Genomic DNA, 24837 nt, shown 5'->3' with positions numbered 1-24837 from the left:
GCGAAGTGATTCTCTCTTCTCTAGCACTCTAGTCCTCCCTGAATGGTTCTCAAATTTTATTTATAAATGATACAGCAACACCGTCACTACAAACTATTAAGATGGATTGCATTGTTCCTAAGTGGAGCATTTCTGCAATTTCTGTTCTGTGTGCCTACAGTATCTTTAGCACAAAATTCTACTCCTAATGGCTGTAGTCAAATTTCAGCGCCTCTAACACCGGAGGAACAGACTTACGCTCGTGCAGCTTGGCAGTATTTTGTCAATAACTATCAAGCAAATACAGGGTTTACTAATTCTACTGGTGGTTATCCTTCTGGTACTCTCTGGGACATTGGTAATTACCTAATGGCTTTGAATGCAGCGCGGTGGATGAATTTGATTAACCAGTCGGAATTTGATTCGCGCTTTAATAAATTTCTTACCAATTTTGCTAATCTTAGTTTATTTGAAAACGCTTTACCAAATAAGGTATATAATGCTGCTAATGGAAAAATGACTGATTATGGGAATAAACCTCTAGAAAAGGGTCTGGGTTGGTCAGCTTTGGATATTGGTCGCATATTGGCTGCTTTTCATATTATTGGTACTTGTCATCCTCAATATAAAAATTGGCTGAAGGGAGTTCTCAGTAAGTGGCAGTTAGCAAGATCACTGAAAGATGACCAACTTTACGGAGCAGTTGTTTTACCTAATGGTAAAACATTGTTGGTACAAGAAGGACGACTTGGTTATGAGGAATATGCTGTTAGGGGTTATGAACTATGGGGATTTAAAGCACCCAAAGCGGTGGCTTTAGAGCCTTTCAAACTTGTAGATATTAACGGGGTGAAAATTCCTGTTGATACCCGTGATTTTCAAAGCACTAATGCTAATAATTATGTAGTCGGTGAATCCTATATTCTTGATGGTATTGAATTTGGCTTAGAAGGTTATTTAAAAAAATATGCTGCTGACATTTTAGAAGTACAAAAGCGACGCTTTGAATCTACGGGACAACTAACTGCTGTTTCTGAAGACAATATTGATCAACCTCCTTATTTTCTCTACAATACTATTTACTCTAATGGAGTTGCTTGGGCAACAATTACGGAGAAAAATAAGCCCTATACAGAGTTGCGGAGTATTAGCACTAAAGCTGCCTTTGGCTGGCGCTATCTTTATCCAGGTAATGCTTATGCTCAAAAGGTTTTTGATGCTGTTAAGGATTTACGTGATCCTAAAGGTGGTGGCTTCTACGCTGGACTGTATGAAGAAACAAAAAAACCTAATAAATCCTTGACAGGTAATACTAATGGCCTAATCATGGAGATTTTATATTATAAAGCTAGAGGAAATCGCCCCTTAATTGGTGGTAGTGGGGTGAGTTTTGCAAAAATACCGTCTGGTGATTCTAAACCCTCAGATTCTAAACCCTCAGATTCTAAACCCTCAAATTCTAAACCCTCAGATTCTAAACCCTCAGATTCTAAACCCTCAGATTCTAAATCACCTGCTGCAAATTCCCCGACTCCAGCCCAAAGTCCTATTCCCATAAATGTTACACCTGCTAAGACTAATACAGCGACTAACCCACCTCCGCTGATAGTTAAACCTATTCCATCCTTGGGTGTCCCGCAGCCAGCTAAACCATTACCTAAACCGTTAACAGTTGTGCAAAGACGCTACGCTCAAGCGGCCTGGAACTATTTCTCCGCTAATTCTCAGCCTAGCACAGGATTGGTGAGCGATCGCTCTGATGTTAAGGGTTCAACATTGTGGGGATTAGGAGACTATTTAACAGCGCTCAATGCAGCATGGGCAATGGATATAATTTCTCCCAAGGAATTTGATCAACGCATTCGACAGTTGTTGAGTGCTTTAGCGCAGATACCGCTGTATGCAGGGGAATTACCGAGTCGGGGTTATGATCCGCGAACATTGCAACCAGTAGATTATGGTGGTAATCCAGTTCCAGAAGGTACTGGCTGGTCGTCTTTAGATGTGGGAAGACTATTAGCAGCCCTTTATAATTTAAAAACAGATCACCCCGAATATACGGAAGTTGTTGATCAAATTGCTCTCGATTGGTCATACTTGCGGGTTGTGCGGGAAGGTATTCTTTCTAGCGCCAATGTCACCAAAGATAAAAGTGGGCGGTTAGTCCCCAGAATTAATCCTGAAACCCGTTTGGGTTATGAAGAATATGCTGCTAGAGGTTTTCAATTGTGGGGATTTAATGTTGATAAATCTGCTGTGGGTGGTGAATATAAAACAACATCAGTGGAGGGGGTAGAAGTCCCCATTGAACGGCTTCGTAAAGATACAAAATCAAAGGTTAATCAATATACCGTTAGTAATCCTTTTCTGCTGTATGCTCTAGAGTTTGGTTTAGATCCAAAAATGCGATCGCTCTTTACAGCAGTATATCAAGCTCAAGCCCAACGCTACCTTAAGACTGAGACTCTTACTGCCTCAGCTACTACTCTCATTGAGCGTCAACCTTACACCGTCCACAGTTCGATTATTGGTCAAAATCAGCCTTGGGCAGCCTTAGATGATGATGGTAAACTACTACCAGAGGGAAGATTAGTCAGTTCGGCTGTAGCATTTGCCTATTATGCTTTATTGCCTAAAGATACCTATACTCAGGAATTAATCAAGGCAACAACGGACTTATACAATCCTTTGCTGGGCTTTTATGAAGGTTTTTATGAAAAAACAGGTAAAACCGCTCTTGGTTCTACTAGTAGCACTAACAGTATGATTCTACAATCTTTACTGTATACAGCAACAAAGCAACAACCCCTCCTCCGTCCTAATACGGATATGAAATCACCCTGGTGGCGAGCAGTAGCTGATGGTAATTCTGGTCGGGGTCTACCGAATACTTCTACTCAAAAAACCCAATTTGTGACTAATGGCACTGAACATTACTGGATTAATGTCAAAGATGACACGAATTAACTTTTGGATGATTTAGATACTTGAGGTTAGTAGAATTACTTGATTCTTGTCGCTATGAAAGAGGAGATAAATGATCATAAGTTCACCAGATGAACCTGATATACCAGCTTAGATTCATCAATACTGATATAAAATATATTATATAGGGTTTGCTGAATAAACCTAAAACCCAGACGCATCAAGATTTTTATCTGTATAAAAGGTAAATGAGGTGCAAGAAAAATATGATCATAGTATCAAAAATTGTTCAATTTTCCAGACTTGATATTACTTCTAAATCCTCCTGATAGCGAAGCATGGCGTTAGCGATACTCCTGAACTTCTAGCCCTCTAGGATTTCCGCAAAACAGCGAGAAAGTGGCGGTAATCTCTTCCGATATCTTGCTATATTAATTACTGCCACCTAAAAATAAGGTTTATGAGTCCACGCAAGCTATCAGCCATATCTGCCGTTAATCTTGGATACATTAACTCACCCTAGTAAATTGGTAAAGGTATTAATATGAGAATATTAATTCTATTCCCTTACGTAGCTGTTTTGTAAAATGTTACTCTCACTGGACTTGCGACAACGAATACTATATTTATTTTTTCCAATAAGTATCATCACTAGTTTCGGGATTAAGTCTGTATCTGCTGCTCCTATCCAACCAGATGAAAATTGGGGTTCAGTCTCACTTGTGATAGAACCGGTTCCTGTGGTTGATAATTTACCAAATTCACGCCAAAATAACGGAGATATTACAGAAACAGATTCCTCTATTTTTTTCCCACTAGATGAAAACTCGAACTCATTTCCAGAATTGACCGCACAAATTACACATTTTGGTATTTTAGAAAACTTAAACATAGTTTTTGACAGCAGCTTTCCTCCTCAGAATTTGCAGTCAATACCAATATTAATTGCTGCACCTGAAAACTTTAATCCTCAGCTAAGGTTAACTTCCCAACAAGTATCTCTTCCGCAAAGACAACCAACTCCTACGGTACAATCAACTTCACAACCAACTCCTACAGTACAACCAACTTCAAAACCAAATTCTACTACACCTCGGTCAGCATTTGTTTTGGAAAGTATCCAAACAGGGTTTCGTAAGGACCTGAATAGTTCCCAACAGGAGAATCAAATTATTGAACCAGTCTTTCAATTTCGGTTATTTGACGAGAAAATTAAATTGAAAACTGCCTTTAATACCTTGAGTCAAACGAAATTTGCATCTCTTACTAATATTCCCATTCAGTTGGGATGGGAAGGAAAAACAGGTCAATATAATATAAAATTAGGAGCAGGAATTGATCTATTTAATCGCTTACCAATGGCTCTCAATTTCAATGCTCAGATAGATATACCAATTTTCGTTAAACTCAATCCAGATAATAGCATCAAGTCAAGTTTATTTTTATCAGCAGTCGTAGAACAAGGTCCTTATAAAACTAGTGTGAAAACACTGGAAAATCAAATTACAGCTACGCGCTCTGGTTTCAATACTTTTTGGCAAATTGACCCTAATACGAGCTTTTTTGGCTCCTATCGTGTGGGTTTATATAATGATGGTAATTTTGAACAACAGATTTTTAATCGCTTGGAACATAAGTGGGATGAATTTTGGTTTGCTGGTAATGTTTTCGCTTGGAAGTATGCAAGCGATAATCAAGAGAGTAGTGGCTATTTTTCTCCAGTATCTTCTCTAGTTTATAACGGTGAAATCGGATGGGGAAAAAACATTTTTCCTTTTTTAAATTGTCGTTTAAATACCACCTTGGGAAGACAAATAGTTAATGGTAGTAAAAGTGGAGGTACTGGCTATCAAACTCGCTGTACCGTCAAAATATCACCAAATATAGGCTTAGACTTAGGTTATAGTTTAGGTAAGTCTCACAATCTCATGACTGGGGAAAGTCTGTACAATAATCAGATATTAACAGGCCAATTACAGATAAAATTTTGACCTGTTTTTTGACTGATAATTCAATATTTCAAAAGTAGAGTAAACAGTAAAACTCATGTTTTTAAACATGAGATTGAAATAATGACACTGTTTTTTTCGTGCTACGCATCTTTTAAAAACATCTTTTTTTTGACTGAGCTTTAAACTGGTGCAAATGAGTGTTTCTTATCTGTTCCCTGTTCCCTGTTCCCTTTTTTTGTAAAAGCAGGGAAATTGAAATCATAAATTATCGAATTTCACAGCATCAAAATAACCTTTTCCTTTACTCTTTTATTCCAGCCCAAACCGTGAGAGGTTTACCAACTTTTTTATAAAGTAAGCTTTCTAAAATTACACCATTATTATTGGCAGTAAGAGCTTTATTTGGCTGATTTAAAGTTTCATAAAACCCGTTATACCAACCTTGATCAGATTTGAGTTGAGTTTGCACAAAATTAAATAATTTGCCCGTGTAAGCAGTATTATACAGGACGTGCCAACCTACTGCGGCCTTAGCGCTGAGAAAACGTAGATCATCATATTTTTTTCCTGTTCCTGTGATGGTTGCCCAAGGTTGTCCATTCACAAATAAACTACTATAAACAAAGTAAGGAGCGCGATCTAAATTATCTTCCGTGACAGCAGTTAAAAATTTAGTTCTTTGATAACGAGCTTCTTGAGCAGCTAAAATTCGGTCTGAGAATGCTTTAGGTAAAGCTTGAAATCCGGTTTCAATCCCATCTAAAATATAAGGCTCGCTGAGAACATAATTATTTGCACCTGAATTCTGATAATCCCGTCTATCATAAGGAACACCCTGTCCATAGAGGTCTACAAAGTCTGTATTAGATGTATAATCTAAGGCTTTTTTGACATCTAAACCCCAGAGTTTTAACCCATAAGCTCCGTAATTTTCATAACCTAAACGCCCTTCTTGGGTATACTGTTCTTCACCAGCAATAACAGAAGTACCGTACATTTGCCCGTTTTTGACCAAGCGCTTGATTTGCCAATGTTTCCAGACGGCTTCTGTTTGCGATCGCATTTTGGGATATTTTGTACCAACAATATTCAGCCATATAGCTAAACGTCCTAAATCCAAAGCAGACCAACCAATTTCTTCTCGTTTATCTAATTGACCATAATTTACAGGTATTAATGTTTTTGAATTATAGACTTTATTCGGTAATTCTCCCTTATACAAAGGCATAGACGCTAGAGTTTTTAACATCTGACTCATTTTGCTCTCAAACTCTTCTACCGTAATGATATTAAGTTCTTTAGCACTGACCAAAGCAGCCATAGCAGCGGCTTGATCCCACATAGTAACAGAGGCAAAATTATCTACAGAATTAACCAAGCCAGTTTGATCGTTCCAATTACGTTGGAAGTATAACCAAGCTTGACGCGCCATTGCAGTTTCCTCTGTGGTTAATTTCCCACTTCCTGGGGCAATATAGGGTCCTTTGGTGGTTGTCAATTCGGCAGCAGCAATAGGTTTACCTGCTACAACTGTTAATTTAGTATTCAGCTTGCTAATATTATCAGTATTTATAGTTAAATACTTTGACAAAGAATTGAAACCTATAATTGCGATTACAGCGGTTATAACTCCGCCAAAGGTAGCGATAAAAGATAGTTTTTTTGATGGTGGCTCAAAATCAGAATTCATCATGGAATTGGCAATTGGTAATTGGTAATTGGTAATTGGTAATTGGTAATTGGTAATTGGTAATTGGTAATTGGTAATTGGTAATTGGTAATTGGTAATTGAATTGGTAATTGGTAATTGGTAATTGGTAATTGGTAATTGGTAATTGGTAATTGGTAATTGGTAATTGGTAATTGGTAATTGGTAATTGGTAATTGGTAATTGGTAATATAATTGAGGGTTTTTTCTTGTCTAGTTTTTTAAGTCAGGACTTACGCAAAATATCTCTCAGTAGGGGCGAACGGTCGTTCGCACTAAGTCCCTTTCTCTGTGCCTGGAGTTGTTTGTATATTCCGTGACTCATGCGTAAGTTCCATACAGGATAGATAGGAGATGATTAGGGTTCTTTAGCCCAAACCGTCAACGGTTTGCCCACGCGACGATATAGTATTGCTTCCAACACTATACCGTTAGTATTCACAGTTAAGGCTCGATTTGGTTCTTGAGTTTCCTCATAAAAACCTGCAAAAACGCCACGACTTGGATCAGCCAGCCAGCGCATACCCTTATGAAGTCTTTCTGTATAGGGAGTTTGAAAAAGCATATTCCAGCCTATTGCGGCTTTAACACTACTACCTCGATAAACAAAGGCATCTTTACCAGATGAGTCTATACTTTTCCAGGGTTGACCATTGACAAAAATACAATTGTAGACAAACCAAGGCTCCCGATCTAAATTATCCTCAGACCAGGCTGTGAGTTGATTGGTGGCTTGATAGCGACGTTGTTGGACTTGGAGTAACTTGGCTGCATATTCCGCAGGTAAAGCCTGAAAACCACTTTCCAACCCATCCAAAATATAGGGTTCACTAGTGACATAATTATGATAGGTGCTGCGTTTATCCGCTGGTACTTCCACACCCATAACATTGAGAAACTGAGTTTCGGCTTTGGTATCGAGTGCTTTGGCGGCTAAAATCCCAATTTTTTGTAATCTATAGGCTGCATATTGTTCATAACCTAGCCGTCCTTCTTGGTTCCAGGTTTCCTGACCATTTTTAATCCCTGTCCCCATTAGCTGTCCATTCTCTACTAACCGCTTTAACTGCCAACGAGCCGTGACTGCTTGACTGGCCGCAGCGTGCTTGGGGTATCGAGTTGCGATTATATCTAGCCATTGCACCAGTCGTGCTAAATCAATGGCCGAAAACCCAATTTCTTCGGGTTTTGCCAACTTTCCGTAGTTAACCGGGATTAAAGTTTTCGCGTTATAGGCTTTGTTTGGTAACTCATTCCGGTACAAAGGTATCTTAGCTAGAGTAGCCAACACTTCCTCTATCCATTTATCAAATTCTGCCGGCTTGAGTAAGCCTAATTCCCGTGCTGCCACCATACCAGCTAACTGACTACCCACGTCCCACATTGTTGTACTGGGAAAGTCCGCAGCAGAAGAAACTAAACCCGTGGATAAACGATTTTTCTGGAAATAGCGCCAAGCTGTACGGGCTAATTGTATATCTTCTGCATTCAGCCGATTTTGACCAAGGGAAGTAACTGGAATTGGGAGAATGGCAGTCTCACGCCATTGTATTCCTTTATGCAATCCAAAACCAACTAAAGCGATCGCCGCAGCAATAATAGTTTGTTTTAATAAACTAGGTTGGATCGGAGTAGGATTGATAGTTGTATCTTGTGTCATGGTTAGCGGGGGATAATATTAAACAACACTTCTTTTTTCACCAGCCACCAGAAGCAGCCCACAGCTACAGCCTGAGCAATAGTAGTGACTATGGGATTACCATCAACTAAAGCCGGAATTAAAAACCAAATTACTGTGACTGGAACGTGAACAATATAGACGTACAAGGAGTTTTGACCCAAACTAATCAACAGTTTCCCCAGAATTTTATTTAACGGTTGCCAAAATGTATCCACAATGATGTACAGCAAAGGGAAAAAACCGATGTGATTAATTAAACGCAAAAAACCCACCCGACTGCGGTCTGTCCATGCTAACCAAGCAACTCTATCTGAGAATTTGGCTGGCCAAACACCAAGCTGAATATCATAATGTGCGGTTGTAATTGAGCCAATGACGATTAATACCAAGCCTATAACTAGGGGGATTTTCGGGATTTTTCCCCATAATTCTTGTAGTTTTTGACGATAATAACCTGCTAATACGCCATGCACATATAAAATTTGCCAACCAGCTAAGGCAAAGTAAGGATGTTCTCTGTCTAAAGGATGGAAACTCAAGGCATAAGGATGTAATTGTTGGATACTCCAAAATGTCCAGGAAATAGCCAAAACAGGCAACCAAAAGCCTTTCCTTAACATCCAGAAAATGGCGGGGGAAAACAGCAACAGCAATACATACAGTTGCAAAATGTCAATGACAGGTGGTGCTAAATGGAATGTAGCTGCCGCTAGTAATATTTGCCACCAAGTCCCAGGCGCAAAATCAAAGGCCGGACGGGTCAAACCGGGGGCAATTATACTTAATAAACCCAGGACAGACATTAAAATGAAACTGGTGAGATAAAGTTTTCCAGAACGCTCTAACAGTTTTTTCATGGCTTCGGAAAAGCCAACTTTATTGATACGTCCTAATGTCACCATTCCTAATACTAGTCCAGAGAGAAATACGAAGCCTTCGGCTGCACTAGCGTAAATATGTCCCCTGTTGATAGCACTGAAATAAGAAGAACTTTCTAAATGATTGAATACCATGGAAACAATGGCAATGCCCCGGAGAAAATCAATCCTTAGATCTCGGTTTCCGTAAAGCGTGGAATCATAGCGCCAGGATACAAGAGGATTATTTGTTGTAATTGTATTGTTATACACAGGATATGGTTACTTTCGGTTATTTAACTACTTGGTTTTAGAACGGGAACTAACTAAATATTTTTTCGTAGGTTTTCACCTCTTCTTTGTAATGGAGTAAGTAGGTTAGCATTAAAAATTGTCGTTATGGCACTAGGCTTGAGGCAAGAGGCACTCATGCAAGAGTGAAGAGGGTTTGGGCGATTTTACTTTTCTTTACACAGATTGGTTTTATTGTGTTCACCTACTTACGCATCGAATGAGAATTACTGATAAGATAATACCCTAAAGCCAGAAATAAAGTCTAAAAATCCTGAATTTTCTTGATCTGCTTGCAGTAGCGCTTCGCTACCAGTAGGTGAGTGATGGATAAGTAAAATACCGTATAATTGAATTTACTTACGTATGATTATAAATTTTGGTGTTTTTACGTCTACATACTCAAGATAGCCAAAATCACAACACTTTTAACTAAGGGTAAATTTAAATATGAAAGCATTATTACGCAATGACGAAGCCGGAAGAATTGAAGCACTTTTACAATACAGAATTCTTGATACTCAGTCCGAACAGGAGTTTGATGATATTACCCGTTTAGCTTCTTTTATTTGTGGAACTCCCATGGCGGTAATGACCTTAGTTGATACGGACCGCCAATGGTTTAAATCTAAAGTTGGACTAGAAGCATCAGAAACACCCCGTAGTATTGGTTTTTGCAATCATGCTATCCAGCAAGCAGATCCCATGATCATTCCCGATGCTACTTTAGATCCAAGATTTGTGGATAACCCCTTGGTGACATCAGATCCCAATATCCGTTTTTATGCGGGCATACCCCTAATTAATGATGAAGGTTATGGCTTGGGAGCGCTTTGTGTTCTTGATGACATACCAAGACAACTCGCATCACAACAGATAGAGGCATTAAATGTTTTAGGTCGCCAAGTCATGAAACAATTAGAATGGCGGCGTAATTTAGATAGTTTGCTCCTCTCAACGGTATTAGATACAGTTAATGCTTTAGTGATAGTTCTTAACCCAGAAGGGGAAATTATTGGATTTAATCGAGCTTGTGAAGAAACCACGGGTTATTCTTACAATGAAGTTAGAAATCAATGCTTTTGGAACGTATTTACAGAACCGAAACGCCGTCGAACGGTGCGATCTATTTTTAAAAAAATTAAATCAAGTAAAGGGTTAAAAGAATATGAAAACTATTGGCGAATAAAAGACGGAAATCTGCGGCTAATTAATTGGTCAAATAGAACGGTTTTAAATGAAAATGGTGAAATTGAATTTATTGTTTGTACCGGCATAGATATCACTGAACGCAAACAAGCTGAAGAGTCTCTAAAACAGCAATTAGCAGCAGTAGAAGCGGCGAGTGATGGCATTAGTATTGTTGATAAACAGGGTAATTATCTTTATCTAAATAGCTCTTATGTGAATATATTTAGCTATAGTGATGCCACGGAATTGCTAGGAAAAAAATGGCAAGAAGTTTATGAACAAGAGCAGGTTAACTTGTTTGAAAAAAAGATATTCCCTGAACTAATGAAACAAGGTTACTGGCATGGAGAAACAATTGCTCAGAGAAAAGATAGCAGTAACTTTGCCGCAGAAATGTCTCTGACAAAGTTGAAAGATGGCGGATTCATTTGTGTAGGCCGTGATATCAGTAAACGCAAAGAAGCCGAGGAAGAACTAAAATACTTCAACTTGCGATCGCAATTATTAGCTGATATTACTTTAAAAATCCGCGACTCTTTGCAGATAGATGATATTCTACAAACTAGTGTTACAGAAGTACAGAAACTGTTGAAAACTGACCGTGTAGTGATTCTAGAGTTGTTGGCCGATGGCTCTTTAACAGCGCGGAAAGAAGCATTAATTCCCGGTATTCCAGTTGTTATGGGGGCAAATATTGTTGAACCCTGTTTGACAAAAAATTACATCGAGAAATATACTCAAGGATGGATTAGTGTAATTAATGATATTGAAAAAGCTAACATTCAGCCTTGTCATATCGAACTATTACAAAAGTTTAATGTCAAAGCTAACCTGGTTGTTCCTATTTTTCTCAAAGATAAATTTTGGGGTTTACTAATTGCTCATCATTGTACCCAACCCCGTCAATGGACTAACTGGGAAACAGAATTACTCAAGTCTTTATCTGATCAAATAGGTATTGCTTTAGCTCAAGCTAAATTACTGCAAGCGGAAATTCTACAAAGACGAGAACTGGAAATTGCTCGTCATCAAGCTGAGTTAGCATCTCTGTCCAAAAGTAGTTTTTTAGCGAATATGAGTCATGAAATTCGTACTCCCATGAATGGCATTTTGGGCATGACTGGTTTATTATTAGAAACTCCTCTCAACCCAGAACAAAGAGATTTTTTAGAAATAGTTCGTGTGAGTGGTGATGCTCTTTTATCTCTGATTAATGAGATTTTAGATTTATCGAAACTTGAAGCTGGAGAAATGATCATCGAAAGCATAGATTTCGATCTTTGCAATTGTCTGGAAGAAGTGCTAGATTTATTAGCTCCTCAAGCACATCAAAAAGGACTAGAAATTGCCACACTGGTAGAACAGAATGTCTATAAATATCTGAGGGGAGATGTGGGACGCTTACGACAAATTATCATGAATCTGATTGGTAATGCTATGAAATTTACCAAAGAAGGAGAGGTATTATTAGAAGTAGAATTGAAGTCAGAAACTCAGGATCTAGTCATTCTCAATTTTACTGTTATAGATACAGGAATTGGTATTAGTCTTCAAGATCAAAACAAACTTTTTCAAGCATTTAGCCAAGTTGATGCTTCTATTACCCGTCAATATGGTGGCACAGGTTTGGGATTAGCAATTTGTCAACAATTAGTAAGTTTAATGGGAGGAAAAATTGGCGTAAAAAGTCAAATGGGTAAAGGATCTCAATTTTGGTTTGAGCTACCTTTTATGAAGCAAATCCAGCCTTCTTCTCAGATTTTGGAGCTTGATATATTGACTAATAAGCGGTTGTTAGTAATAGATGACAATGGGACTAACCGGAGAATTATTTATCATCAAGCTACTCATTGGGGAATGTGGGTGGATGAAGCTGCTTGTGCAAATACTGGTCTTGCAGCTTTACAAAAGGCTGCCGAAAATCACCCCTATGATATTGTTCTAATTGATATGCAAATGCCTGCGATAGATGGTCTAACGCTGGGATCACAAATTAAGGCTAATTCTGCTATTAGCAATATTCCTTTAGTTCTATTGACTTCTAGTAATCAAAAGGATGAATGGAAAAAAGCAATCAACATAGGATTTATTAGTTATTTAGTTAAACCAATAAAGCCTTCTCGTTTGCTAGATACTATCATGGATATTTTAGGAAGCCAACCAAAATTAGATAATTTCCAATCTTCTAAAATTGAGCAACCTTCTATAATTGTGTTGGATCAAAAAATACCTGATTCTACAAAATCAAAGTTAAAATTGCTCGTAGCCGAAGATAATCCAGTTAATCAAAAAGTTATCCTCAAGCAACTCCACAGTTTAGGCTATAAAGCTGATATCGTCGCCAATGGCCAAGAAGTTTTGGAAATGTTGGATAACATTGCCTATGATTTGATTTTGATGGACTGTCAAATGCCAATTCTCGATGGTTTAAAAACTACAAAAGTAATTCGTTCTCGGCAAATAAGTTCATTTGTTAATCACCGACAACCTATAGTTATTGCTATTACTGCTAATGCCATGAAGGAGGATCAACAGAATTGTTTAGATGCTGGTATGGATGACTATTTTAGCAAACCAATTACTAAGGATAAATTAGCAACATTATTAGAGCTTTGGAGTTCGAGAATTATAGCGGGACGAGTAGTGACTATTCCTGAACCTGAGTCAGTAGTTTTAATTACAAATAATCCGTTAACAGATTTACCAATTGATTGGGAACATCTACATCAAATCTCAGAAAATGATCCAGAATTTGAGTTAGAAATATTAAAAGTTTTTGTGGAAGATAGCCTGTTTCATGTAGAGGCAATTAAAGCCGCAATTGCCGTTAATGACTTTCCTCAACTGGCCAGAGAAGCTCATCATCTTAAAGGTTCTAGTGGTAATTTTGGCGCTACAGCCATGCAGAAAATTGCAGAAGAACTAAAACAACTCAGTCGCAAACAGAGTTTTGTTGGTGCTTATGAATTGGTACTAGAATTAGTTGATTTTATAAACAAGATTCAAGCTTTTTTAACTAAGTCCTGAAAAAGTTTTTTCGTTCTCTTGCAAGGTTATGAAGTCAGGGGTAACTGACAGCATTTTCCGCTCTGATGAGGTACAAATTTGAATCATGAAAATCTTGTGGTGCGGGCATACTATGGCTAACGCCACGCTGCGCTATCGACAAGCTCAGTACAAGTCTTGCCCGCTAGATATGTACCTCATAACACCGGGAGGTTCTGTATATCCGATATTCCGCACTTCATAATGTAGTATAAGCCTTTTTAAGAATACCCTTAATAAAGGTTAATTAAAACTTAAAATATTTGATAAAATATGTATGGTTAAAATAGCCCCGCGATTATTTATTTGACATAATTTATTTCTCCATAATTATCTTCAGATCCCCGACTTTTTGGAGAAGTTGGGGATCTGGTGTATTATAAATGCGATCGCCAGTGGGGATTTGTCAAACTTGTAAAAATATGATCTTCCCATTTACCATTAATCATTAAATAATCTCTAGCATATCCTTCAACTACAAAACCAAGTCTTTTGAGAACATTACCACTGGGGCGATTATGGGGCATATAATTGGCCATAATGCGGTGCAGATTTAATTCTTGAAAAACATACTTAGTGGAAATAGACAAGGCTTCTGTCATGTAACCATAACCTTGTGCTGATTCTGCTAAACTGTATCCTAATTGACAAAATTGAGCAGCACTATAGACAAAACTGCTAAAATTAGCTGTTCCCATAACTTTTCTAGGCTGATGTTGCCGATAAATAAATAGTTTTAATGAATAGTTGTTAAAAAATTCCCAGAAACTCGTTTCTACTTGATACTGCCAATAATCGTCAGTAAAAAAATTTTCATCCCATCTAGGATAAAATGGGGTAAGGTATTCTTTATTTTCAGTAAAATATTCGAGTATATAGGGAATATCCTCCATTACTGCCATTCTTAATAATAGGCGATCGCTGGTAAGAATTGGTGGTTCTGAACTCATATACTCATATTCAAATTTAAATATTTTGTATCAGCTATACTAATGGAAAATTAAGCAAAAAGACTACAAAAAGGATAATAACAGTGGGAATACGCTACGATTGGCAACCAACAGAGATATTAACGATATATAATACACCATTTCTAGAGCTAATTTATCAAGCTGCTACTGCACATCGTCAATATCATCATCCGCAACAAATACAAGTTTGTAAGCTTATCTCTATTAAAACCGGTGCTTGTCCAGAAGATTGCGGTTATTGCGCTCAATCTTCTCGCTACAAAACCGAGGTCAAACCCGAAGCACTGTTAGAAAAAGAAACAGTGATGAATATTGCGAAAACAGCCAAGGAAAGCGGTGTGAGTCGCGTTTGTATGGGTGCAGCTTGGCGCGAAGTTCGGGATAATTCCCAATTTGATGAAGTCCTGGATATGGTTAAGGACGTAACTGGGATGGGTTTAGAAGTATGCTGTACTTTGGGAATGCTGACAGAGAACCAAGCCAAGCGTTTAGAAGATGCAGGATTATATGCTTATAACCATAATCTCGACACCTCAAGGGAACACTACAGCACCGTAATTACCACTCGAACCTATGACGATCGCCTGAATACAATTGCTAATGTTCGCCAAACTAATGTTACCGTATGTTCGGGCGGTATTCTCGGTTTAGGGGAAAATGTCGCAGACAGAGTGGGAATGTTACATACTCTTGCCAATTTACAACCTCATCCTGAATCTGTACCCATCAATATTCTTTCCCAAGTTCCCGGTACACCTTTGGAAAATCAACCCGATGTCCCTATTTGGGATGTAGTGCGGATGATTGCGACTGCTAGAATTATTATGCCTAAATCTGACGTGCGGTTAAGTGCGGGGAGAGCGAGACTTTCTCAGGTAGAACAGGCTTTATGCTTTATGGCTGGTGCAAATTCCATCTTCTCCAGCGATGATAACAAAATGTTGACAGTAACCACACCCTGTCCTGATTATGATGCTGATAAAGAAATGTTGAATCTGTTAGGTTTGGAAATGCGTCCCCCATTCCAAAAGCAGGAAAAAATCCCGACTCCAGTAATGGTGAAATAAAAAGTACGTCGGGTGCGTTAGCTCGTCTCGTAACGCACCACTTATCTAACCTAGGGTGCGTTACGGCTATGCCTAACACACCCTACAAATATTTACGTAAAAATACGGTAGGTTTTTTTGGATATCAGTCCGTATAACTGACTAAATTACTTAAATTAAATTGGGTAAAAAATTCCTCAGTTGTACCATAGTGTTAAGAAATAGGATCAGTGTATCATTACGTAATAAGATTAACAAGCAATCTAAATTTTCGCCCTTTATTACAGGCAAAATCCTATGTATAAGATTCTCATTGTTGAAGATGAGCTTGATATCAGAGAAAATATCCAGCAAATTCTTGAATTAAAAGATTTTGCTGCTATTACCGCAGAAAATGGATGGCAAGGTTTACAGATGGCGCAAAAACATCAGCCTGATTTGATTGTTTGTGATATCATGATGCCTTTATTAGACGGGTATGGACTGCTGAAAACATTACGTCAAGATGTTGCTACTGCCAGTATTCCCTTTATTTTTCTCACAGCTAAAGCTGAACACGCTGATTTGCGTCAAGCAATGAAACTTGGTGCAGACGACTATTTAACTAAGCCTTTTCAACTAGATGAACTCCTCCAAGTAATTTCAACTCAATTAGAAAAACGTCAAATAGTTACCCAACAATACAAAGGTAAAATTGAGCAGATGGAAGCTCAAGTTAATCATCTAGCCCGTCATGATAACTTAAGTAATTTACCCAATCAACTCTTCTTAGAAGAGTATTTCCATCAAACCCGTCTTCAAGTTTATAATGAGGATGGTCAGTTTTTACCATTATTACTACTTGATATCAATATTCTCTATCAATCAAAATTATTATTTGAACCAAGTTTGAGACACTTTTTATGCAAAAATATAGGGGAACGACTCAATAACCTAAAGCAGAATAATCAGGCTATTGATTTGATAGCTTATTTAGAAAATAATCAACTGGCATTATTATTAAAGCCTACTCAAGATAGTAAACTTGTTGCCGAAATTGCTCAACAAATTCTAGAAAGTCTATCACAACCCATAGGTTTGAATGATCAGCAAATCTCTGTTCAAACTAGAATTGGTATTTCTTGTTACCCACATGATGGGTTACAACTAAATGAACTACTGACTCATGCAGAAATAACCCTAGAACACTATAAATTAGACAAAACAAATTGTTATCATTTTTATCATCAAGAAATACTCAATGTTATCTTTAGAAAAGTTCTTTTAGAATGTGATTTTTTGTCAGCTATAGAAAACAAAGAATTTGAACTTTACTATCAACCTCAAATCAATACCAAGACTGGTAAAACTATAGGTGTTGAGGCTTTAATCCGTTGGCATCATCCTGAACATGGTTTGATTTCTCCAGCAGAATCTATTCCTATTGCTGAACAATCAGGTTTTATAGTTCCCTTGGGAGAATGGATTTTAAAAACCGCTTGTTTACAAATAAAAAATTTAGAATTAGAAGAAGTTGAGAATTTTAAATTAGCTGTAAATATATCTGCTTATCAGTTTCAACAAGAAAATTTTATCCAACGAGTTCTAGAAATTATTGAAGAAACAAATTTTGACATGAAGCAGTTACAATTAGAACTAACTGAAACTGTATTTATTCAAGACCTTGAAACAGTGAAATTAAAGATGAAAGAAATCAAATCTAAAGGCATTGAGCTATCTATTGATGATTTTGGTACAAGCTATTCATCTTTTAAATATTTGCGAGAATTTTCTTTTAATAACCTGAAAGTAGACAGATATTTTATTACCAATATTGATAAGCTAAGGGATAAGCAATCAATTGTAAAAGTTATAATTCAGATGGCACATGATCTGATGATCAACATTATTGCTGAAGGAGTAGAAACTCAGGAGGAGCTAAATTGGCTAAAACAAAACCATTGTGATGTTATTCAAGGCTATTTTTTCAGTCGTCCGTTACCCATAGAAAACTTGAAGATTTTTTTACTAGCTGAACATCAAAAATAAAATATAATCCAATTTTGTGGGATGGGCATCCTACCTTCCTTGTATTATTAGGAAGCAATATCTCTGTACCATAAGAGAATTGGGGATATTTTTTTATTTGGAAGTCTTTAAAACCGGCTCTTCGGTAGTTGTTATGCCAAACTATAGGACTCCGACTTGAATTTTGAACGCCTATTGAGATTTACAATCCGGTTTCATAAAGGTTTTATCGAAAATTCCGTTCAAAAATCTCCTAGGACTCCTATATTAGCTACGCTCACTAAACAATATTACAAAATGTATAGTTAATGAATTAGAAACTCATCTAATTTTATCTCACCGAGTAGGATTATGTTCAGAAAAAGATGTAGAAATGATTCTTAATTTATTAAAAGAAGAAACCAGAATGATTATTAGTCTTATTAAAAAACTAGAAAATTAAAATTTTTTCCCTGTTCCCTGTTCCCTGTTACCTCCAGTTTAGCATAACAAGTACCGAAGAGCCTTAATTTTTACCAGATGTCTATTAGTCCTGTAGCTGTTTACAGGGAATACTCACTGTAAATGTTGTTCCCTCTCCTACTCGACTTTTAAACTTAATTTCACCTTGGAGCAAATCTAGATATTTTTTAACTATAGATAATCCTAAACCTGTACCAGAAATATTACTAATATTAGATCCACGATGAAAAGAATCAAATAAATTAGCTTGATCTGCTTCAGGAATACCAATACCACTATCACTAATTTCAAAGATTAGTTGATTATTTTCTTTATACAAAATAAATTTAACTACATTGTGATTAGGAGAATATTTAATAGCATTATTTAAAATGTTTATAAGAACTTGTTGTAATCGGTTTTTATCTAACTGAACCATGAAAGAATTATCTATAATTTCTTCGTCTAAATACCATAAAAAATCAATTCTATATTGTGGATTACTAATTTCTATTTGTTCTTTAAGATGACTACAAAAGACGATAATATCTAATGATTCTAAACGTAATTCTATATTTTCAGATTCAGACCGGCTAATCATTAAAACATCATCAAGGATTTGGGTTATATGCTTGATACTATTTTGAATGGTTTGTAAGTGTTTATTTTTTTTATCTTCTGTCAAGCGATTGCTAAATTTTTCCAAAATAGCCGATGATGAAGAAATAATGGTTAAAGGAGTCCGAAACTCATGAGATGCCATAGTAATAAAGCGCGATTTTAATAGGTTTAATTCCTTTTCTTTTACTAAGGATTCTTTTAATTCAGCAGATTTATTTTCTAATTCTTTCGTCGTTTTTATTAGTTCCTGATTCTGGATTTCTAAGGTTTTACTTAACTGTCGCAAATGCAAATGTGTGCGGACACGAGCCAGCAATTCTTCCTTTTGAAATGGTTTAGTTATATAATCTACAGCGCCTAAACTCAAACCTTTAATTTTATCACCACTTTCAATCAAGGCCGTCATAAAAATTATCGGAATTGACTGAGCAAAAGGATCTGCTTGTAGTTGCTGACAGATTTCAAACCCACTGATTTCAGGCAATATAATATCCAGTAAAATCAGATCAGGAATAGTTGAATTTACTTTCTCAATGACATTTAACCCCTCTACCTCAGTTAGCACATTGTAACCTGCTGCTATCAAGATATGGGCAATAATTTTTAAATTAGTGAGATTGTCCTCAATTACTAAAATAGTGGCTTGATTTTGCATACTAGGTATTGAAGAACCATTATTAATATGATAACAGTTACGCATTGACCAAAAATATCATCTGTGAATGCTAGATAATAATACAAAATATAGGACTAATATTTGATTTTTGGAATACACGTAGGGTAGGCATTGCCCACCGGATAAAACCCACATTGTGTGGGTTTTATTAGCGTCTAATTTCAGAATTAGATTATTTTAGCGAAACGTAGACCAAACAGCAATCCAACAGCTACACCTACAAACACACCTAAAAATACAACATATTCAATTGCACCAGTCATGTTAGTTGCTCCAAATTAGTTACTTATTTCTATTCAATCATCAATAATTATGAAAGGGAACAGGGAATAGAAAAGAGGTTGCTAAATTGCGGTAAAATACGCGGACAAGTGATTATATTAGGGTTGTTGAATGAGTTCTGTAATTAAAGTAGACATTCCAGAAAAGTCTTATGATATTACTATTGCACCTGGGAGTTTAGATAAGCTGGGTGAACAAATGGCGAGTTTGCAACTAGGTAAGAAGGTATTGCTAGTTTCTAACCCGATGATATTTAAATTTTATGGCGAAAGAGCGATCGCATCTTTGCAAAATGCCGGTTTTGAAGTCGTCAGTTACAATCTCCCCCCCGGTGAACGCTACAAAACTCTTAATTCTATTCAAAAGCTCTATGATATCGCCCTGGAAAATCGCCTAGAACGCTCCTCAACAATGGTCGCCTTGGGTGGAGGTGTAATTGGTGATATGACAGGCTTTGCTGCCGCTACATGGCTAAGAGGCATCAATGTTGTCCAAGTTCCTACCAGTCTCTTAGCAATGGTAGATTCGGCTATTGGTGGTAAAACCGGTGTAAATCATCCTCATGGCAAAAACTTGATTGGTGCATTTCATCAACCTAGTCTAGTTTTAATTGACCCAGAACTCTTAAAAACCCTACCAGCAAGGGAATTTAGAGCAGGAATGGCAGAAGTGATCAAGTACGGGACCATTTGGGACACCGAACTGTTTACTCAACTAACAGCAAGTAAACACCTTGATCAACTCCGCTATGTAAAATCCGACCTGATAAACAGCATATTAACTCATTCCTGTCAAGCCAAGGCAGATGTTGTCAGCAAAGATGAAAAAGAATCTGGACTCAGAGCAATTTTAAATTATGGTCATACTATCGGTCATGCAGTAGAAAGCTTAACCGAATATCGTCTTCTCAAACATGGTGAAGCTGTCGGTATTGGTATGGTAGCAGCAGGAGAAATTTCTGTAAAATTGGGACTTTGGGAAAAAGCAGATGCAGAACGTCAAAACGCCTTAATCAAAAAAGCAGGTTTACCCACCCAAATACCCGCAGGTTTAGATGTTGAAGCAATTATTGATGCTTTGCAATTAGACAAAAAAGTCAAATCTGGTAAAGTCCGCTTTGTACTCCCAACCCAAATTGGTGCAGTCACAGTTACCGACGAAGTACCAACGGAGATAATTAGAGAAGTGTTAGAGACTTGCAAATAAAAAAATATCCCAAAATTCCTTGTGGTGCAGGCATACTATGGCTAACGCCACGCTACGCTATCGACAAGCTCAGTACAAGTCTTACCTGCTAATAATACAATACAGGGACGGGCAAGATGCCCATCCCACAAAATTGGATAGCAAACGCGAGAGCGTCCCGGAGGGAACTAGCGCTGCTGCAAGCAGTTCATCTTTTTTGTGGAGTTCTCTAAGCGCTCTTATTAAAGTAGGGGCGGGGTCTCCCCGCCCGTTTTAAGACCACATTATGCTAAACTGGCAAAGGAGCCATACCATTTAATTGCCGGGCAGCATTGATACAAACCGGGCAATCACAGCCAAATAACTTGATGGCTAAATCGCTTTCTGCATCACTGAATTCTAGTTCCTTGGGGTTATTTGTTTGCACTTGTGCTACTTGCATGGGTAATTTTGCAACAGAGGGAGGGGTATTACTCACCTGAATACATACTTGTTTCGGCGTTGCTGAATGGGGAGACATGACACAAGATAGATGAGTCCCACCAGCGTCAATTGTTTGACTAGCATGAGCAGGTCTAGCCAGCATCACCATAGATAGCATGGATGTAAACAATACGGGGCTAGAAATTAAAGTTAGAATAAATCTTTTGTTCATGTACGCTTAAAAACCTTGTAATTCAGAAAATAAACCAATTTATCTTTTCCGACAACTTGGTTATAAATCAGTCTATCTTATCCAAGAAGAAGCTCAACAGTTGCAGCACTGGACAAGTTTGAGGATCTTACTGCTCCACAAAAGAATTTGGGATATTTTTTTATTTGGAAGTCTCTTATAGGGGTTCTAACTCAGATGAAATACGATTGAGGGCGAGGAAACCCTACCCCTACAAGGCTTGTAATTTAATTGACTGTATCTCGCCTAAGTGTATACTGCTGTAGCTAAAAATCCGAGTATAGATTACTGTAAAAACACACACCTCTAAAAAATTAACCATGGCTACTAACAACCTTCCTGATCCCATTGTTACTAATCCTATTAATAACGTAATTGTCAATATTGATGCACCAGATACCACAATTAATTTAAGTAATTACTTTGATGACCCGTTGACAACTGGGAAAGTTGCTCATTTTAACTTAGCCAATACATCAGGGGGAACTATTGGTAATGGCACTATCAATGTTGTCCTATTTAATCAAACTGGAATTGGCGCACCTTTGACTGTCCAAAATTTCCAAAGTTATGTTACTGCTGGTAGTTATACTAATTCCTTTATGTCTATTCTCAGAGTTATTGGGAATGATGTCAATAATTATATGGAAATTGTCTGAATCAGGATTTTCAGGATTTGAGGATTTTCAGGATTTTGGTTTGAAGTTTGATGTTTTGAATAATATGGAAATTGTCTGCATCAGGATTTCCAGGATTTGAGGATTTTCAGGATTTTGGTTTGAAGTTTGATGTTTTGAATAATATGGAAATTGTCTGCATCAGGATTTCCAGGATTTGAGGATTTTCAGGATTTTGGTTTGAAGTTTGATGTTTTGAATAATATGGAAATTGTCTGCATCAGGATTTCCAGGATTTGAGGATTTTCAGGATTTTGGTTTGAAGTTTGATGTTTTCAATGTTGATTTGATGATTAATTCTCAATGTGTGTGAGTTAATATAGAATTACAGGAAAATAGGAAATCAAAAATCTCTACATCACACAAATTCTTACATTGAAAAAAATCCTTAACTCAAACTAACATCCTGTAAATCCTTAAATCCTGGACATCCTGATTCAGACAATTAATATTGGTGCATTACGTCGCATATTGAATTTATTTGTCTAATAGCGTAGCGTGATGTAAGCCATATCAGGATAACCACCGATTTACAGGATTTTGGTTTGAAGTAGGGGCGTATTGCAATACGCCCCTACTTCAATATCCGTCTTTGGATAGATGACACAATTATTAAATCCTGCGTAAGTAAATTATATTATTCAGTACATTGAATTAGGCATCAAAAACATTTAGTATATAAGTTATCGTTGTCCATAGGTAAATCCTTGATGGTTCCCGTGTGGGCGATTGAATTTCTGGTCAATCTATAACAAATAAAGGTTCAGAAGGTTAATAATTATGACGGAACGAATTAATCTGTCGGGTAGTAATGTGCAGATACCCTCATTGGTGGTGCTGGTAACGATTCCTATTATGTGGATAATGTAGGAGATAGCATCATTGAAAATGCCAATGAAGGTACAGACACAGTTTTCACAACCATTACTTACACCTTAGCTGCAACTCTAGAAAACCTGACTTTGCAAGGAACAACAGCGATTAATGGTACGGGTAATGATCTGAATAATACTATTACAGGTAATACGGCAGCTAACGTTCTTATCGGTGGTGCTGGTAACGATATCCTCAATGGTGGTGCTGGTGCAGATATCTTAATTGGTGGTGTGGGTAATGATAATCTATCGTTAGGATTGAATGATAATGCAATTGATAACGTTAACTACGTTTTGGGTGATGGAGTAGATACAGTCACTCAGTTTATCCGTGGTATCGGTGGTGATAAACTGAATTTTTCAGGTATTACCAATCTTGATGTGAAAACATCGGGAACTTCTACACAAATACGAGTTGGTGACGGTATTGGTGGTAATGCTGGTTTTGGCACTGGTCTGTTATTGGTAACATTATCAGGGATAACTGGTTTTGTTGCTGGTGATGTTAATGTCAACCTATTTGGTGGTAATTTCTCGTTTAGTTAGATAACTCCACAAAAAAGATCCAGCGGTTCTTGTGGGATGGGCATCCTGCCCGTCCTGATATTATTATCAGGCTGTTTGGCCTGCATCACAAGGAATTTTGGGATATTTTTTTATTTGGAAGTCTCTATTTTATCCTGACTTTTTTTATACTTTAATTTGAGGTTTAGGCTTTTGCTAGGAATAAAAAACATCAATATACATGATTTATCTATTTGGGTAGAACAAGCAAAAACCCAAGCAGCACAAGGAAAAGTTATTGAACGTATTCCTGCATTAACTATGGTTAATCCTAACTCGTTTGCTGTTCACATAAGTTGTGAATCAGGAGAAAGTTACAGTTTAGGAGATACAGATTGTGTTTTTCCCTTCATGAGTGCAATTAAGCCATTTTCTTTATTATATCTGCTTGAACATTACGGAGCAAAACAGGTTTTACAGTGGGTTGGAGTTAAACCGTCGAATGCGCCTTTTAATTGTTTAACGCAATTAAAAGCAGATAATGGATATCCTCGGAACTCTATGATTAATAGTGGTGCTATTACTCTCGCTGATAAGTTACCAGGAAAAAATGCCAATGAATGTACACAATTGTTTTGTGAATGGTTAAATAAATTAGCAGGTACTCAATTATATATAGATAAAGATATTCTAGCTTCAGTTCGTGATAATCGCTCTCAGACAAATGTAGATATTACTAACTATCTCTATGAAACAGGAAACTTAAATAATATTGAATTATCTCTTGACGTTTATGAGCAAATATGCTGTATATCTGGACGTGTAGAAGATTTGTCTAAACTGGGAAAAGTATTAGCTTGTGAAAGCGATTTTATCAAAAATAAACACCGTCAGATTGTCAATGCAGTGATGTTAACTTGCGGATTATATGAAGCTTCCGCTGAGTATGCTGTGAAAATTGGTTTACCAATGAAATCAGGTATTGGTGGTGGACTTGTCACAATTATACCAACTCAGGGAGCGATTGCCAGCTACAGTCCTGCTTTAGATGTTACAGGTAATCCTGTAGCTGGTTTGGCATTAATGGAAACTTTATCTCAAAATTTGCAACTGAGTATTTTTTGTTAATTGTAGGACTTACGCACTGTCCAAATCAATCATGATATGCGTTCACCAAAATACCTGATTTCCGGCTGCAAGGAATTGTATTTTTGCCGATAAATGTGGTTTTTACAGCCCTACATATTTGA

At 37.2% G+C, this 24837-nt stretch carries 17 protein-coding genes; 10 read left to right on the top strand and 7 right to left on the bottom strand.

Annotation, left to right across the window (positions count from 1 at the left end):
- The first annotated feature begins 66 nt into the window (after nt 1-66).
- Together EZY12_26320 and EZY12_26315 are read left to right on the top strand one after the other, a co-directional pair.
- Complete coding sequence (locus tag EZY12_26320; protein ID QSX68084.1) at nt 67-2946, top strand: DUF3131 domain-containing protein; 2880 nt, start codon at nt 67-69, stop codon at nt 2944-2946.
- Nucleotides 2947-3491: 545 nt separating this feature from the next.
- Nucleotides 3492-4895 (top strand): hypothetical protein, encoded by a 1404-nt coding sequence (locus EZY12_26315; protein QSX68083.1) that lies wholly within the window; start codon nt 3492-3494, stop codon nt 4893-4895.
- A gap of 262 nt (nt 4896-5157) precedes the next feature.
- On the opposite strand, the gene EZY12_26310 is transcribed toward EZY12_26315, so the two are convergent.
- The 3 genes from EZY12_26310 to opgC all read right to left on the bottom strand — a co-directional run bounded on the left by EZY12_26310 (nt 5158) and on the right by opgC (nt 9375).
- Nucleotides 5158-6546: a DUF3131 domain-containing protein gene (locus EZY12_26310; GenBank protein ID QSX70845.1), complete on the bottom strand. Its 1389-nt coding sequence runs from the start codon at nt 6544-6546 to the stop codon at nt 5158-5160.
- A gap of 376 nt (nt 6547-6922) precedes the next feature.
- Nucleotides 6923-8224 carry a DUF3131 domain-containing protein gene (locus EZY12_26305; GenBank protein ID QSX68082.1) on the bottom strand — a complete coding sequence of 434 codons (1302 nt, stop codon included), beginning with the start codon at nt 8222-8224 and terminating at the stop codon, nt 6923-6925.
- A gap of 2 nt (nt 8225-8226) precedes the next feature.
- Nucleotides 8227-9375, bottom strand: coding sequence for an OpgC domain-containing protein (opgC, locus tag EZY12_26300; protein QSX68081.1), 1149 nt, complete (start codon nt 9373-9375; stop codon nt 8227-8229).
- A gap of 468 nt (nt 9376-9843) precedes the next feature.
- On the opposite strand from opgC, the gene EZY12_26295 reads away from it, so the two are divergent.
- Nucleotides 9844-13611, top strand: coding sequence for a response regulator (locus EZY12_26295; protein QSX68080.1), 3768 nt, complete (start codon nt 9844-9846; stop codon nt 13609-13611).
- A gap of 395 nt (nt 13612-14006) precedes the next feature.
- Here the strand turns inward: EZY12_26295 and EZY12_26290 are convergent, their stop codons facing one another.
- The gene (locus EZY12_26290; GenBank protein ID QSX68079.1) at nt 14007-14579 is read right to left on the bottom strand and encodes a GNAT family N-acetyltransferase; all 573 of its coding nucleotides are present in this window, start codon (nt 14577-14579) and stop codon (nt 14007-14009) included.
- A gap of 83 nt (nt 14580-14662) precedes the next feature.
- Between EZY12_26290 and bioB the strand changes: the two genes are divergently transcribed.
- The 3 genes from bioB (at nt 14663) to EZY12_26275 (ending at nt 18095) form a co-directional block, all read left to right on the top strand.
- On the top strand, nt 14663-15667 hold the full coding sequence (gene bioB, locus EZY12_26285) for a biotin synthase BioB (protein ID QSX68078.1): 1005 nt from the start codon (nt 14663-14665) through the stop codon (nt 15665-15667).
- 276 nt (nt 15668-15943) lie between these two features.
- Nucleotides 15944-17674, top strand: a complete 1731-nt coding sequence (locus tag EZY12_26280) for an EAL domain-containing protein (GenBank protein ID QSX68077.1) — start codon at nt 15944-15946, stop codon at nt 17672-17674.
- A 268-nt stretch (nt 17675-17942) separates the two neighbouring features.
- Nucleotides 17943-18095 carry a four helix bundle protein gene (locus EZY12_26275; GenBank protein ID QSX70844.1) on the top strand — a complete coding sequence of 51 codons (153 nt, stop codon included), beginning with the start codon at nt 17943-17945 and terminating at the stop codon, nt 18093-18095.
- Nucleotides 18096-18179: 84 nt separating this feature from the next.
- Here EZY12_26275 and EZY12_26270 read toward each other — a convergent pair whose 3' ends face one another.
- Both EZY12_26270 and EZY12_26265 read right to left on the bottom strand, forming a co-directional pair.
- A complete protein-coding gene (locus EZY12_26270; protein QSX68076.1) occupies nt 18180-19415 on the bottom strand; it encodes a hybrid sensor histidine kinase/response regulator in 1236 nt (411 codons plus the stop codon).
- A gap of 143 nt (nt 19416-19558) precedes the next feature.
- The gene (locus EZY12_26265; protein QSX68075.1) at nt 19559-19654 is read right to left on the bottom strand and encodes a cytochrome B6; all 96 of its coding nucleotides are present in this window, start codon (nt 19652-19654) and stop codon (nt 19559-19561) included.
- Nucleotides 19655-19784: 130 nt separating this feature from the next.
- On the opposite strand from EZY12_26265, the gene EZY12_26260 reads away from it, so the two are divergent.
- Complete coding sequence (locus EZY12_26260) at nt 19785-20879, top strand: 3-dehydroquinate synthase (protein ID QSX68074.1); 1095 nt, start codon at nt 19785-19787, stop codon at nt 20877-20879.
- A gap of 268 nt (nt 20880-21147) precedes the next feature.
- On the opposite strand, the gene EZY12_26255 is transcribed toward EZY12_26260, so the two are convergent.
- Complete coding sequence (locus EZY12_26255; GenBank protein QSX68073.1) at nt 21148-21513, bottom strand: hypothetical protein; 366 nt, start codon at nt 21511-21513, stop codon at nt 21148-21150.
- A gap of 338 nt (nt 21514-21851) precedes the next feature.
- Here EZY12_26255 and EZY12_26250 point away from each other — a divergent pair, with 338 nt between their 5' ends.
- From EZY12_26250 to EZY12_26240, 3 genes are all read left to right on the top strand, one after another.
- Complete coding sequence (locus EZY12_26250) at nt 21852-22190, top strand: hypothetical protein (protein ID QSX68072.1); 339 nt, start codon at nt 21852-21854, stop codon at nt 22188-22190.
- Between the two features lie 845 nt (nt 22191-23035).
- A complete protein-coding gene (locus EZY12_26245) occupies nt 23036-23629 on the top strand; it encodes a hypothetical protein (protein ID QSX70843.1) in 594 nt (197 codons plus the stop codon).
- A 171-nt stretch (nt 23630-23800) separates the two neighbouring features.
- Entirely contained in the window at nt 23801-24715 is a 915-nt protein-coding gene (locus tag EZY12_26240; protein QSX68071.1) for a glutaminase, read from the top strand.
- Nucleotides 24716-24837 lie beyond the last annotated feature (122 nt).

Source organism: Dolichospermum sp. DET69, from assembly GCA_017355425.1.
Taxonomy (GTDB): domain Bacteria; phylum Cyanobacteriota; class Cyanobacteriia; order Cyanobacteriales; family Nostocaceae; genus Dolichospermum.
This window is presented reverse-complemented; position numbering and strand designations above follow the sequence as displayed.